17 protein-coding genes are annotated in these 13,604 nt (G+C 60.8%); 11 read left to right on the forward strand and 6 right to left on the reverse strand.

The genetic code is table 11. The features are described from left to right. Positions 1–62: 62 nt before the first annotated feature. A complete protein-coding gene (locus NAP1_RS07460; RefSeq protein ID WP_007164650.1) occupies positions 63–314 on the reverse strand; it encodes an accessory factor UbiK family protein in 252 nt (83 codons plus the stop codon). A gap of 47 nt (positions 315–361) precedes the next feature. Continuing rightward, positions 362–910, reverse strand: coding sequence for a TspO/MBR family protein (locus NAP1_RS07465; RefSeq protein ID WP_040464824.1), 549 nt, complete (start codon positions 908–910; stop codon positions 362–364). Between the two features lie 403 nt (positions 911–1,313). Between NAP1_RS07465 and NAP1_RS16465 the strand changes: the two genes are divergently transcribed. Next, entirely contained in the window at positions 1,314–1,580 is a 267-nt protein-coding gene (locus NAP1_RS16465) for a hypothetical protein (RefSeq protein ID WP_156777218.1), read from the forward strand. A gap of 85 nt (positions 1,581–1,665) precedes the next feature. Further along, positions 1,666–2,370, forward strand: coding sequence for a hypothetical protein (locus NAP1_RS07470; RefSeq protein WP_007164653.1), 705 nt, complete (start codon positions 1,666–1,668; stop codon positions 2,368–2,370). A 39-nt stretch (positions 2,371–2,409) separates the two neighbouring features. Here the strand turns inward: NAP1_RS07470 and NAP1_RS07475 are convergent, their stop codons facing one another. Further along, positions 2,410–2,679 carry a GIY-YIG nuclease family protein gene (locus NAP1_RS07475; RefSeq protein WP_007164654.1) on the reverse strand — a complete coding sequence of 90 codons (270 nt, stop codon included), beginning with the start codon at positions 2,677–2,679 and terminating at the stop codon, positions 2,410–2,412. A gap of 66 nt (positions 2,680–2,745) precedes the next feature. After that, positions 2,746–3,510 carry a TlyA family RNA methyltransferase gene (locus NAP1_RS07480; protein WP_040464341.1) on the reverse strand — a complete coding sequence of 255 codons (765 nt, stop codon included), beginning with the start codon at positions 3,508–3,510 and terminating at the stop codon, positions 2,746–2,748. A gap of 49 nt (positions 3,511–3,559) precedes the next feature. On the opposite strand from NAP1_RS07480, the gene NAP1_RS07485 reads away from it, so the two are divergent. From NAP1_RS07485 to NAP1_RS07510, 6 genes are all read left to right on the forward strand, one after another. Beyond that, positions 3,560–4,114: a hypothetical protein gene (locus NAP1_RS07485; protein ID WP_241761194.1), complete on the forward strand. Its 555-nt coding sequence runs from the start codon at positions 3,560–3,562 to the stop codon at positions 4,112–4,114. Positions 4,115–5,115: 1,001 nt separating this feature from the next. Beyond that, positions 5,116–6,195, forward strand: a complete 1,080-nt coding sequence (locus NAP1_RS07490; protein ID WP_007164657.1) for a branched-chain amino acid aminotransferase — start codon at positions 5,116–5,118, stop codon at positions 6,193–6,195. A gap of 3 nt (positions 6,196–6,198) precedes the next feature. Next, the gene (locus NAP1_RS07495; protein ID WP_007164658.1) at positions 6,199–7,137 is read left to right on the forward strand and encodes a rhodanese-related sulfurtransferase; all 939 of its coding nucleotides are present in this window, start codon (positions 6,199–6,201) and stop codon (positions 7,135–7,137) included. Then, on the forward strand, positions 7,130–7,798 hold the full coding sequence (locus tag NAP1_RS07500) for a glutathione S-transferase (RefSeq protein ID WP_007164659.1): 669 nt from the start codon (positions 7,130–7,132) through the stop codon (positions 7,796–7,798). Before NAP1_RS07495 ends, NAP1_RS07500 begins: the two co-directional genes overlap by 8 nt. Positions 7,799–7,833: 35 nt before the next feature. Continuing rightward, positions 7,834–8,223: an STAS/SEC14 domain-containing protein gene (locus tag NAP1_RS07505; protein WP_007164660.1), complete on the forward strand. Its 390-nt coding sequence runs from the start codon at positions 7,834–7,836 to the stop codon at positions 8,221–8,223. 14 nt (positions 8,224–8,237) lie between these two features. After that, positions 8,238–8,627: an STAS/SEC14 domain-containing protein gene (locus NAP1_RS07510; RefSeq protein WP_007164661.1), complete on the forward strand. Its 390-nt coding sequence runs from the start codon at positions 8,238–8,240 to the stop codon at positions 8,625–8,627. On the opposite strand, the gene NAP1_RS07515 is transcribed toward NAP1_RS07510, so the two are convergent. Then, positions 8,624–9,517, reverse strand: coding sequence for a LysR family transcriptional regulator (locus NAP1_RS07515; RefSeq protein ID WP_007164662.1), 894 nt, complete (start codon positions 9,515–9,517; stop codon positions 8,624–8,626). The two genes, NAP1_RS07510 and NAP1_RS07515, sit on opposite strands and share 4 nt — an antisense overlap. A 122-nt stretch (positions 9,518–9,639) precedes the next feature. On the opposite strand from NAP1_RS07515, the gene NAP1_RS07520 reads away from it, so the two are divergent. The 3 genes from NAP1_RS07520 (at position 9,640) to NAP1_RS07530 (ending at position 11,472) form a co-directional block, all read left to right on the forward strand. Beyond that, the gene (locus NAP1_RS07520) at positions 9,640–10,341 is read left to right on the forward strand and encodes a pirin family protein (protein ID WP_007164663.1); all 702 of its coding nucleotides are present in this window, start codon (positions 9,640–9,642) and stop codon (positions 10,339–10,341) included. 80 nt (positions 10,342–10,421) lie between these two features. Next, complete coding sequence (locus tag NAP1_RS07525) at positions 10,422–11,012, forward strand: FMN-dependent NADH-azoreductase (RefSeq protein ID WP_007164664.1); 591 nt, start codon at positions 10,422–10,424, stop codon at positions 11,010–11,012. Between the two features lie 31 nt (positions 11,013–11,043). Continuing rightward, entirely contained in the window at positions 11,044–11,472 is a 429-nt protein-coding gene (locus tag NAP1_RS07530) for a DoxX family protein (RefSeq protein WP_007164665.1), read from the forward strand. A 60-nt stretch (positions 11,473–11,532) separates the two neighbouring features. Here the strand turns inward: NAP1_RS07530 and NAP1_RS07535 are convergent, their stop codons facing one another. Continuing rightward, positions 11,533–13,596: an NAD(+) synthase gene (locus NAP1_RS07535; RefSeq protein WP_007164666.1), complete on the reverse strand. Its 2,064-nt coding sequence runs from the start codon at positions 13,594–13,596 to the stop codon at positions 11,533–11,535. Between the last annotated feature and the right edge of the window lie 8 nt (positions 13,597–13,604).

The raw sequence follows: 13,604 nt of genomic DNA on the forward strand, positions 1-13,604 counted from the left end.
AGCCAGCCTAGAGGATCATGATGCGGGTGCAATCCTGCGATTGGCAGGGAAGTGCCTGGAGATTACTTCGCGGCGAGCTTCTTTTCGAGCTCGGCCACCTTGGCTTCGAGAGCGTCGGCTTGTTCGCGGGCCTTCTGAGCCATCGCCTTGACCGTATCGAATTCCTCGCGGCTGACGAAGTCCATGCCGCCCATCGCCTCGCGCACACGTTCGCGAGCGCTTTCGCGCGCTTCACGCGTCATGCCGGCCATGGTGCCAGCGGCGCTGTTAGCGAGTTTGACGAAATCGGCGATGATCGGGTTCTGGCTTTGCATGGCTCGCTATTTGGCGACGAGCGTTGCGATTGTCCAGAACCAACCCATCAAAACTCGATGCGCTCTACCGCCCCTTCGCCGGCATCTGCACCGCCATCGGGGTTGGCTTCGATGAACTGGTAGTTGAGCACTGCGGCAAAGCACACCCACGCAAGGTAAGGCAGCATCATCAGCGCAGCGATCCGCCGCACCCGCCAGAACGCGGCGATGACAAGCAGCAGGCTGACCGCGACATAGATCAGGACATAAAGGCCAAGGGTCATCTCCTGCATTCCGAAGAACACCGGCGTCCACGCAAGGTTGCCGATGAAATGGAGCGCGAACAGCACGATCGCGAGCCCCCTGCCCGCAGCGCCCCAGGCGCTGACCACGAGTGCAAGCGCAAGGCCGATGACGACATAGAGGATGCCCCAAACGATCCCGAAGGCCGCGGTCGGCGGGAAGATCGCAGGCTTCGTCAGGCTTTGGAACCAGACGGTGTCGGGACTTCCCAATTGTCCCGCGGTAAAACCAAGCAGCACGATAAGCGGGACCAGAAACAACGCCCAGCGCAGGAAACTTGCCCGCAGCTGAGCTTTCGAAGCCAGAAAATTCATCTCTTCTCCCAACATAGTCGAGCCGCTGTCGCGCAACTCGCTGTGCCCTGTTTCCGCGTCCCCGATAGCGCGTCTCGATTCGCATCCGCTGCGCGCCTTGGGGGCGATACACGAGCGAATAAGGCACGCCAAACCCTGCCCTTGCGGCTGATGTCAGACGTGCCCCAATCCGGCACATTGTTACCCTGAATCAGTGTCTTGGTGACAGCCGATTGCGCGCAGAAAGTCGGCAGCGAAATTAACAGCGTTCGCGCTTTCGCCACATTGTGATAGCTTCGCCACATTCTTGCCGTGATTCGGGGCGCCGTTCGGCAGGAATTTCCACTCGCGCGCCTCACCTTTGCCAACTGGGCCTTAGTCGGGGGGAGGAAACCCGTCCAAGGTTCGATGAGGGGACGACTTAATGAAAAAGACCAACTTCGCATCGATGCTCGCCGTTGCTGGTGGCCTCGCAATCTCGACCGCAGCCTGCACCCCGCCGGCTGAAGAGGGCGACACCGCTGCTGACGAGACTTCGGTTGAAGAAGCAGCTGAAGAAGTCGCTGACGCTGCTTGTGAAGCTGCTGAAGAAATCGCCTGCTGTGCCGCTGGCTGCTGTGCAGCTGGTTGCTGTGCCGCTGGTTGCTGTGCCGCTGGCTGCTGTGCAGCTGGTTGCTGCGGTGCCGCCTAAGCGCGTCGACGCATCAGCGTAAACACAATCCGGCCGGCGATAACGAGAGTTGTCGCCGGCCGTTTTGCATTATAGTCATGGCGACATGGCCAGCGCTCCCGACACAACTTCTGCCCCGCCCTCCAAGCCCCTTACGACGGTTGAGGCCGCGCATGTGGTGATCGAAACCATCACGCAGATGGCGCAGGAGCAGAAACCGCTGATGCTGCGCGTCGTGCCCGAAGAGGGCGCGAACTTCTGGAAGCATTACCCGATCAAAGATGCGCGCGACAAATACTGCAAGTCGCGCTGGTACTATCATGTCCATGCTCCCGGCAGCCGCGACAAGGACGAGCACGGGCACTTCCACCTGTTCCTCCACCGCACTCAGCTGCCCGAAGGGCTGGAGCCGAAGGTTTGGCCGCCTCAGGGGGAAGACTGCCGCGCTCACGTCACACATGTCATCGGCCTGTCGATCGACACGAACGGCATTCCGCGCGCATGGTTCACGGTGAACCGCTTCGTGACCAACGAATTCCTGTTCCCCGCTGACGTGATGATCGAGCACCTGTCCGACTTTAACACCGACCACACGCCCGAAGACGACCTCGTGAACCGCTTCGTCACCGCAATGGTCGCGCTCTACCGCGACGAGATCGCGCAGCTGCTGCGCGAACGCGACGAGAAGCACGCGGAACTCGTCGCAGAGCACGGTGAAGAGGCGGCGTATGAGAAAGAGAGCGGTATCGAAGTGCTCTCGCAAATCCCGATCGACCTTGATGCGAAGCTGGGGTCGCTGGACCTGGAGTAGCCCTCGTCATTGCGAGCCGCAGGCGAAGCAATCCATGGCCTAACGGCTAATGTCGAAAAACTGGTCTCGCCATTCAGGGTTCGTGGCCTCGATCAAGGATATCTTCTTTGAGCGAGAGCCGCCCTTGATCTGCTTCTCACGCAGAATTGCTTCCTCCATCGTCGAGTGAAGCTCAAACCAGACAAGTCGTTTGCAACTGTATCTCTTGGTGAATCCACTCATCAGGCCTTCGCGATGCTCATACGCCCGCCGTGGCAAATCTGAAGTGACGCCCACATAGATCGTCCCTCCCTTTTGGTTCGCCATCATATAAACAACAGGCTGGAAGTCTTTTGATCGACCTATGGATTGCTTCGCTTCGCTCGCAATGACGAATTAGTGGCGCCGCGCTGAAATCAGGAATTCGACGTTACCTTGCGGACCGGTGATCGGGCTTTCGACAATTCCTTCAATGTCCCAGCCAAGCCCCTCTAACCACTCACGAACTTCGTTGCAGACCCGTTCGTGCAAGGCCGGGTCGCGGACCACGCCGCCTTTGCCTACCTCGTGCTTTTCAACTTCGAATTGCGGCTTGATCAGCGCGACAAGCTGGCACTCCTGCGCCGCCAGTTCGAGGGGGCGCTCAAGCACCTTTGCGAGACCAATAAAACTCGCGTCGCACACCACCCAGTTGCAGTCACGGTCAATCTGATCGCGGGTCAGGATCCGCGCACTCGTCTGTTCGAGCACGGTAACGCGGTCATCCTGGCGCAGCTTCCATGCGAGCTGGTTGGTGCCGCTGTCGACCGCAAAGACGTGCGCCGCGCCATTGGACAGAAGAACGTCGGTGAAGCCGCCGGTTGAGCTGCCAACGTCGATCGCCACTGCGCCGGTTGGATCAAGGTCAAAGTGTTCAATTGCGTGAGCCAGCTTGATCCCCCCCCGGCTCACCCAAGGGTGATCCCGACCGCGCACTTCGAGCGCCGCATCCTCGGCAACCTGCTGACCGGGCTTTGCGACCTTCTCCTCGCCGACGAAAACGACGCCCGCCATCACCAGCGCCTGAGCGCGCGTGCGGCTCTCGGCCAGTTCACGTTCGACCAGCAGATGATCGACGCGCTTCTTTGCGCGCTTCTTCTGAGGATTTTTCTTATCAGTCATGGACCTGAATGCCGTTAGCGCGCATTGAGTGGGCATGAAAGCTTGTCTCTTGCACACCGTCGGCGCCATTGCCCTCACCTTCGGAATTGCAGCCTGCGTTCCAAGCGCAGAGCCACCTCCCCCTCCGCCGCCGCCGCCAGCGCCGGTGTCAACGCCTTCGCCGACACCCACCCCTACCCCGACGCCCCCGCCGTTCGTTCAGGAGCCGCAATACGACAACTACCTCGATGCGCCGCAGACGCAGGGCATGTGGAGCTATGTGGATGAGCCGGGTGAAAGCCTCGCGATCTTTACGGAAGGATCGGGCGAGCCCGTCTTCATCGTGCGATGCGCCGCCGGGATCGTCGCATTGGGTCGCCCGACCGGGAATGTTTCGCCGCAGCCACGCGCCATGAGCGTCACGACCGAAACGACGACGCGCCAGCTTGTCGCTCAGCCGATCCCTGATAGCGGTCTTGTCGCCGTGGGCCTGCAACCGAGAGATCCGTTGCTCGATGCGATGGCGATCACCAAAGGTCGCTTTGCTATCGGCACCGAAGGCGAGCGCACGCTGTACCTACCCGCATGGGCCGAAGTGACGCGTGTGATCGAGGATTGCAGGTAGATCGTTCTTTAGCGAAGCTCCATCCGGGGCTTCGTCCTCGCTTGACGCCTTCGCTTCGCTGCGGGCCCGCTGCGGGCGGGCGCCCACGTCTCTTTGGCGCCCTTGCGACCCTGCGGGCCGTATGCAGCAATTTATGAGTAATTTTCTCATGTGGCTTGTGATCGACGCTGCAGGCGTCGCGAGCGCACGCGCGCGAGCCGCAGATGCCCGACTGAACACAGCGAAGGAGGAACAGCATCGAGGATGTGGCCCCGGATGGGGTCACGCAAGCCAAACCGATTCTATCCGTTAATATCCACAGCTTCTCGACAGGCTACCCACAAACCTGTCCCGAATATACAAAACGCCCCGGATTTCCCCAAGGCGCCGTTCGTTACGTCAATTACGCAACGATGTTCTATTCTGACGTGGGAAAAACTTTTTTCAAGTCTTGCCTGAACAATTCACATGATTCACAACAGTGATTGAGGCCAGCGGCGAACGCGGCTCTCGGCCCCCGGTGATACGGTTTGGGTCTTGGCTTACAAGCGCGAAAGGAGGTGATCCGATGTCTCATGGTTCAGTAGAGAGGTCGGCAAGTTTCCGCGCGAGGTATATTCGGTAACCTAACGACCGAGTAAGACTTCGTGAGCGGCGCTTACCGCCGCTGACCATGAAAGGGCGTTTCCTCCTACGGGCGAGGAAGCGCCCTTTTCATTGGGCGGTGTTGGCGAAGGGTGCTGCCCGTTTTCCTACTTGCAGAGCAGAAGTTATGGATCGCGTTTATGGAAAGCCTGACACTCTCCAAGATGATCAAGCCCGCGACCGCCTCGATGGCCCGCCAACGGAAAGTCACACATCCTACACGCCAATCCACTCAAAACCCGCTATTTAACAGGCACATGCTCCGAACCGCCGTATTTTCAAAAGCACCCCTTCGACGGTCCATCGCAGCCTTCCAAAAGCCACAGCGCGCACACACCGCTTGCCCCCGGCCTCGCCCGACATTATCCGCGTGATCTATGCAATTCGAGACTATTCCTCACCCCTCACCCACACCTGATGCGGCCCGCGAAGCCGCCATTGCCGACCCCGGTTTCGGCAAGGTCTTCACCGATCACATGGTCACGATCGACTATGACGAGGACAAGGGCGGCTGGCATTCCGCGCGCATCGGTCCGCGTGAGCCGATTGCGCTCGATCCGGCGGCTTCCGTCCTGCACTATGCGCAGGAGATCTTCGAAGGGATGAAGGCGTTTCGCCACGCTGACGGCGGTCTCGCCATGTTCCGCCCGGAGCAAAACGCGCGCCGCTTCAACGAAAGCGCCAAGCGCATGGCGATGCCCGAAATCCCCGAGGACGTGTTCCTCGACGCGGTGAAACTCGCGGTGAAGACCGATGCGAAGTGGATGCCGGGCGTCGAAGGCGGCTCGCTCTACATCCGCCCCTTCATGTTCGCCTCCGAAGCGTTCCTGGGCGTGCGTCCGGCCAAGCAGTACAAGTTCGTCGTGATCCTCGTCTCCAGCGGCAATTACTTCAAGGGCGGCGTGAACCCGGTGAAGATCTGGGTCAGCCAAGACTACGTGCGCGCAGCCCCCGGCGGCACCGGCGCAGCCAAGACCGGTGGCAACTACGCCGCCAGCCTCGTCCCGCAGGCAGAAGCCATTGCGCATGGCTGCGATCAGGTCGTCTTCCTCGATGCGGTCGAGAAGAAGTGGATCGAGGAGCTGGGCGGCATGAATCTGTTCTTCGTGCGCAGCGACGGCAGCGTCATCACCCCGCCGCTCACCGGCACGATCCTGCCCGGCATCACCCGCGACAGCCTGATCGCGATGCTGCGCGAGGAAGGCCTCGACGTGCGAGAGGAGCCCTACTCCATCGCCCAATGGCGCGAGGAAGCCGAGAGCGGCAAGCTGCTCGAAACGCTCGCATGCGGAACCGCTGCGGTCGTGACCCCGGTCGGCACCGTCGCCTCCCCCGCTGGCGAGTTCACCATCGGCACCGGCGGTATCGGTCAGATGGCCGAGAAGATGCGCAAGAAGCTCGTCGGCATTCAGAACGGCGCGGTCGACGACAAGCACGGCTGGGTGATGCGGGTTTGAGCCATGACTGACGCGATCACGGTCGCCGCGCTCTACCGCTTCACGCCTTTCGAAGACCCAGCTGCCTTGCGCGAGCCGCTGCTGGCTGCCTGTCAGGAAGTCGGCGTCAAGGGGACGCTGCTCCTTGCGCATGAAGGCATCAACGGCACCATTGCCGGCACAGACAATGCCGTAGCCGCGGTGCTCAACCACATCCGCTCGTTGCCTGGCTGTACCGAGCTCGACGTCAAGTACTCATCCGCTCTCGAAATGCCCTTCAACCGCATGAAGGTCAGGCTGAAACGCGAGATCGTTACCATGGGAGTGCCAGACATCGACCCGCGCGAAAGCGTCGGGCGCTATGTCGATCCGCAAGACTGGAACGCGCTCATCTCAGACCCCGACACGCTCGTGATCGACACGCGCAACGACTACGAGGTCGCGGTAGGCACGTTCGAAGGCGCGGTCGATCCCGCGACCCCCAGCTTCCGCGACTTCCCCGCATGGTTCCGCGAACACCGCGAGGAACTGCTCGAAGGCAAGACGAAGGTCGCGATGTTCTGCACGGGCGGCATTCGCTGCGAGAAGTCGACCAGCTTTCTGCGCGCCGAGGGGATTGAGGACGTGTTCCACCTGAAAGGCGGCATCCTCAAGTATCTCGAAGAGGTGCCAGAAGAAGAGAGCAGGTGGCAGGGCGACTGCTTCGTCTTCGATGAGCGCGTGACGGTGAAGCATGGCCTCGAAACTGGGGAATACGGGCTGTGCCGCGCCTGTCGCCGCCCAGTGAGCCTGTCGGATCATGCCTCGCCCGCATTCGAGGAAGGCGTGTCGTGCCCTGCCTGCTTCAACGAGCGCACTGAAGAACAGCGCGCACGCTACCGCGAACGTCAGCGGCAGGAAGCGATCGCCAAGGCGCGCGGAACCGCGCATGTGGGTGCGGAGTTCTCAGACAAGGATGACTGAATCGACGCGTCCCCTCCCTGTCCTCTACTCGTTCCGCCGCTGCCCCTATGCGATGCGCGCACGCATGGCGCTGTGGATCGCAGGCGAGACGGTGGAACTGCGCGAGGTAAAGCTTGCCGACAAGCCGCCCGAACTGATCGCGGCCTCGCCTAAAGCGACCGTCCCCGTGCTCGACTTTCGCGATGGATCTGTCATCGAGGAAAGCATCGCGGTCATGCGCTGGGCGCTTCATCGCAACGATCCTGAAGGCTGGCTCGAAGGCGATGATACGGAACTGATCGCCGAGGCTGATGGAACGTTCAAGCACCATCTTGACCGCTACAAATACCCCAACCGTTACGAGGACGAGCCGGACCACGGCAAAGTCGACCACCGCGCGGAAGGGCTGGCGATCCTCGCACGATGGGACGAGCGGATCGCGGCGCAGGGCCAGCTTTGCGCAGAGCGGCGCACTCTCGCAGATATCGCCCTATTCCCCTTCATCCGCCAATTCGCCAATCACGACCGCGCCTGGTTCGACGCACAGGACCTGCCGCATCTGCAACCTTGGCTCAATGGGCATCTAGAAAGCGAGCTCTTCGCCAGCATCATGCCCAAGTTCACGCCGTGGAAAGCGGGAGGTGAAACGGTCCTATTCGGGCCAGAAAAGACAGTGGCTTAGGGCAATCTTTACCCACTTCCGCTACGGCAAGTGGTATGCAGACGCTTGACCCATCATTCTCCGTCATCGCCGATCTAGATCGGCGCGAGGTGCATTTCTCGGCTGCCGGTTTCTGGGACCAGAATACCCTCGCCGAATTCTCGCGCGAGCTTCTGGAAAAGGCCAAGCCGTTCTATTCGCAGGGACGTAAGATGTACGTGCTCGGCGACCTCACCGGCTTCGTCACGCAAACTCGCGAGATCGCAGAAGGCATCCGTCTGGTCGTCAGCGAATCTGCGAGGCTTGGAGTGGTCCGCACTGCGATCGTTACGGACTCGCAATTGGCAGCGATGCAATACAAGCGCATCAACGACGGCATCAATCTCGAGATCTTCGAGACGAAAGCCGATGCCCTCGACTGGCTGCGCAGCAAGGAAGCCGCCTAGGCAGGACTCAAAGCATGGAGCAGCTCGAACGCACTCAGGAAATCCGCACAGACAGGGCTCACAGCGAGCTGCACTTTACGATTGGCGGCTTCTGGACGCTCGAAACCATGCGCAAGTTTCTCGACGAACTGGCTAAGGCTGCGACACCCTTCATCAAGGCCCGCGAGACCTTCAGTGCGCTTGGCGACCTGAGGCACTTTGTCCCGCAGGATCGCGAAACCGCCGACGCAATCCGCCAAAGTTTACTGCTCGCGCAGACCAACGGACTGACACGCTTTGCCGTGGTATCAGAGAGCTCACTCGTGCGCATGCAGTACCGCCGGATCACAAGCGGGCTTGATGTCGAGTTCTTCGACACGCCGAGCGACGCCGAAGAGTGGCTCCGCACCGCACGTGCGCCTTAAGCGCCCAATCGCTCCCTGAAAGCATCGATCAGCCAGCTTGTGGCTGGTCCAAGCCGCGTGTCGCGCCGCCACAGCGCGTAAAGCGTGTAATTGTCGCCCGGTTTCTCAGGCAAATCGAGCTCCACGAGGCGCCCTGCCGCCAGATCGTCAGCTACCATTTCGCGCGGCATGTTGCCCCAGCCCAGCCCTTCCTTCAGCAGCGAATGCTTTGCTGCCAAATCACCCAACCGCCACGTTAGTGGACTGATCACCGAAAACTCGCGGCCCTCGGTCCGGCTCGAGCGATCGGAAAGGACAAGCTGCAAGTGCTTGCGGCTTTCGCCGGGCTGGACACCTTTCTGCGCAAGCGGGTGGGATGGTGCGGCAACCGGTATCAGTTCGACCTCACCGATAGCTTGGCGCTCCAGCAGCGGGTCCTCGCCCACGATCGGGCCACCTATGGCCAGCTGGCCCTCCTCGTCGATGAGGCATGATGCGACCGCTCCCAAACCTTCGACGCGAAGCCGCAGGGCGACGGTCGGGAAGGTCTCGCGAAAATCTCGCAGGACGCCTGCCGTATCATCGCCGGGCACCATCACGTCGAGTACCAAGCCGAGATTGCTTTCAAGCCCCGCATGCAGGCTGCGCGTCTTGGCAAGCAATGCGTCGATCCCATCAGCCACTCCCCGCGCTTCGGCGAGGAGCCCTTCGCCAGCAGGTGTCAGAACGGGTTTGCGCGACCCCTCACGTTCGAACAGGGTCACCGCAAGCTGCGCTTCAAGCTGCGCAATGCCGTAGCTGATTGCCGAAACCGCACGGTTCATGCGCCGCGCGGCACCGCCGAAGCTGCCCGCATCAACAACTTCGAGGAAAATGCGCAACTGGTCGAGACTGGGATCGCCGAGCTTCATATGCGCTATGTTCAGATAATCTGAACATCTTGGCAAGTTTTATCGCAGTTATCTGGTTGAACAATCCTCCCTATCTCCCGTTTCAACAGAGCGACACGCTCGATCCGAACAGGAGATACGACATGATCGAACTTCGTCCCTTCAACAGCCTCGGCTCCGCCAATCACGGTTGGCTCGATGCTCACCACCACTTCTCGTTTGCCGGCTATCACGATCCGGCACGCGTCCACTGGGGCAGCCTGCGCGTCTGGAATGACGATACGATCGCTCCGGGAACGGGTTTCCCCACTCACCCGCACAACGACATGGAAATCATCACCTATGTCCGCAAAGGCGCCATCACCCACCGCGACAGCATGGGCAATGAGGGCCGAACCGAAGCGGGCGATGTCCAGGTCATGAGCGCTGGCAACGGCGTGCGCCACTCGGAATACAATCTCGAGGACACCGACACGCAGATCTTCCAGATCTGGATCATCCCCGAGGAGCGCGGCGGTGAACCCAGCTGGGGCGCCCGCGAGTTTCCGAAGGGCGACCGCGCCGGATCGTTCGTCCCGCTCGCAAGCGGCTCGGCAAACGACAATGACGCGCTGCCCATTCGAACAAATGCCCGCGTACTGGGTGCAACGATCAAGGCCGGTGAAAGCGTGACTTACACACCATCGGCGGCAGATCGTCACCTCTACCTCGTCCCTGCCACAGGCAAGGTCCGGGTCGAGGATGTCGAAGCCAATGCCCGCGACGGCGTCGCGATCACCCGGCTCGAAAGCGTGACCATCACCGCGCTTGAAGACAGCGAAGTGGTCCTCGTCGACGCGGCCTGATCCAAGTCCCTCCGGGGCCGACCGCCTTCCCCCCTGCGGTCGGCCCCACCCTGTTTCTCACTCCAAAGGAGCACATCCCAATGTCCAACATCCTTCATATCACTGCCAGCATCCGCGACGAGGAAAGCGTCTCGCGCACTCTGGGAGACAAGTTGGTTCACCGCCTCGCCGAGAAGAACTGCGCAAGCGTCACGAAGCGCGATCTCGCCGAGAACGACATCCCGTTTCAGAGCTGGGAGCTGTTCAACGCAGGCCTGACCGAAAAGGCTGAGCGCACTGCAGAGCAGCAGGAACTCGCCGCGATCGCAGATACGCTCATCGCTGAACTGATGGCTGCCGACACGATCGTTATCGCGACGCCCGTCTACAATTTCGGTGTGCCCGCAACGGTGAAGGCATGGGCCGACCTCGTCGCCCGCGCCGGGACCACCTTTAAGTACACTGAGACCGGTCCGGTCGGCCTGCTTGAGGGCAAGAAGGCTTACATCGCGGGTGCATCGGGCGGCACTCCGATCGGTTCAGGCATGGATTTCATGTCGAGCTGGCTGAAGTTCTTCCTCGGCTTCCTCGGCATCAGCGACGTCGAGATCGTTGCAGCTGACGGCATCATGGGCCGCGACGGCCCTGAAAAGATCGAAGCGGCCAAGGCCCGCATCGAAGAGATGGTCTGACCATCTCGCCCCTCCATCAAGGAGACTACCCATGTCCACGATTTCACAAGCAACCACCACCGTCCCAGCGACTTCCTCGACCGCGCGTCAGGACGCACTTGCTCTGGTCGCAAGACTCCTCCTTGCGCTGCTCTTCGTCCTCGCCGGGATCAACAAGATCGGCGCAATGGAAGGCACTGTCGGGTATATCGGATCCGTCGGCCTTCCGTTTCCCGAGCTGGTTTACTTCGGCACGGTAGCGCTCGAAATCGGCGGGGGCCTTTTGCTCGCCATCGGTTTCAAGGCACGCCAAGTCGCTTTGGCGATGGGCATCTTCACAGTCCTGACCGCAGTCATCTTTCACAATGACTTCTCGCAGCAGCTTGAGGTGACCATGTTCCTCAAGAACCTCGCCATCTCGGGGGGCATGTTCGCCATCGCTGCCTTCGGCGCGGGCAGGTACTCGCTCGATCGCGGCTGATCCTAGCGATCACGTCCTAGAAAGGCCGGAGTGTCCAGCGACGCTCCGGCCTTTTTGCGATCACAACTTGTCAGGCAAGCTCGCTTTCAATTCATCGAGCCATACATCGGCAACTGCATCGCTCGGTGCTCTCCAGTCTCCGCGCGGCGAAAGCGCGCCTTGGGAGGAGACTTTCGGCCCATTGGGGAGCGCGCTGCGCTTGAATTGCGAGAAGCCGAAGAAACGCTTGAGAAAGCTTTGCAGCCACTCAGCGATTTCGCCGAGCGTGTATTCGTTCTTGCGTTCTTCGGGGAATCCGGCGGGCCAGTCTCCTGCCTCAGCATCGCGCCATGCGTGCCATGCGAGGAACGCGATAGTGCCCGGTCGCTGACCGAACCGTACGCAGTGGTGCAGGAAGAAGTCATTGAGCTCATACGGCCCGATATGCGCCTCGGTATCCTGAATGGCGCCGTCTTCTCCCGCGGGGACAAGTTCGGGTGAGATGACCGTGTCGTAGACGCTCATCAGAACTTCGCTGCAGACCGGGAGGAACTGCTCGGTCTGGACGGTCCAGCGAATCAGGTACCGGATCAGCGTCTTGGGCACCCCAGAATTGACGCCGTAATGGCTCATATGATCGCCAACACCGTAGGTGCACCAGCCAAGTGCCAATTCGGACAGATCGCCGGTCCCGATGACGAAGCCATTGTGCTGCCCTGCGAGACGGAAGAGGTAGTCGGTGCGAAGGCCCGCCTGGACGTTTTCGAAGGTTACGTCATAGACCGGCTCTCCCTCGGCGAAGGGGTGGCCCATGTCTTCGAGCATGCGCTGCGCAGCGGGCTTGATGTCGATCTCTTCGGCGGTGATCTCGAAGACTTCCATCAGCTTCCACGCATTGCTCTTCGTGCCATCCGACGTACCGAAGCCGGGCATGGTGTAGCCACGAATGGTGCTGCGTGGCAGCCCGAGCCGATCACAGGCCTTCGCCGCCACGATGAGCGCGTGCGTGCTGTCGAGACCGCCTGAAATGCCTATGACTAGCGACTTTGCCTTGGTGGCCTGGATCCGGCGCATGAGCGCGTCGACCTGGATGTTGAAAGCCTCGTAGCAATCCTCGTCCAGCGTTTTGGGATTGTTAGGCACGAATGGGAACCGGCGCACGGGCCGTTCGAGCCCGATATCGCCTTCTTCGTATTCGTGATCGAACACCACGCGGCGGAAACTGTCCTCCGGGCGTCCATGCGCTTCGGCAGCGTCGCTGAAGGTCTGATTGCGCATCCTCTCACCCGCGATGCGATTGGTGTCGACGTCGACCACACAAAGCTCTGGATCGAGATCGAAGCGCTCGCTTTCGGCGAGCAGTCCGCCAAGCTCGTAGATCACTCCCTGCCCGTCCCAAGCTAGATCCGTCGTGCTTTCACCGTGACCGCTTGCCGAATAGACATAGGCGCAGATCGAGCGCGAGGAGGACGAGCGGCAGTGCAGGTGGCGATCATCCGCGCGCCCGATGGTGATTGGCGATGCCGAAAGGTTGCAAAGGATATGCGCCCCAGCGAGCGCCGCCAGCGTACCGGGAGGGTTCGGAGCCCAGAAGTCTTCGCAAATCTCGACGCCGAAGGTGAAGCCCGGCAGGTTCGAGGCGGAGAAGACGAGGTCCGTACCAAACGGCACCTCTTCGCCATTCACGCCGATCCATAAATCCTGACAGTTGCGGCCATGGGCGAAGTACCGCTTCTCGTAGAACTCGCGATAGTTTGGCAGATAGCTCTTTGGGATGACGCCGAGCACTTCGCCGCGCGCGATGACGATGGCGCAGTTGTAGATCTTCGAATTGCGCCGCAGCGGCGCACCGACAACAAGCACCGGGGTCAGGTCGCGGCTTTGCTCAGCAATCGTCCCGAGCGCCGCTTCGGATGCATCGAGCATCGCGTTCTGAAGATGCAGGTCGTCGATGGCGTAGGACGAAACGCAGAGTTCGGGATAAACGACAAGATCGACATTCTGCTCATGCGCCTTGCGCGCCTCAGCAAGGATGCCCTTCACATTGTAAGCCACATCCCCAGTCCGCATGCACGGCGTCGCGGTCGCCACACGGACAAAACCGTGCGCATGCATGTCGTAAAAGGGGTGAGATGTATCGGCCATAAAGCCCT

The organism is Erythrobacter sp. NAP1, assembly GCF_000152865.1.
In the GTDB taxonomy this organism is placed as follows: Bacteria; Pseudomonadota; Alphaproteobacteria; order Sphingomonadales; family Sphingomonadaceae; genus Erythrobacter.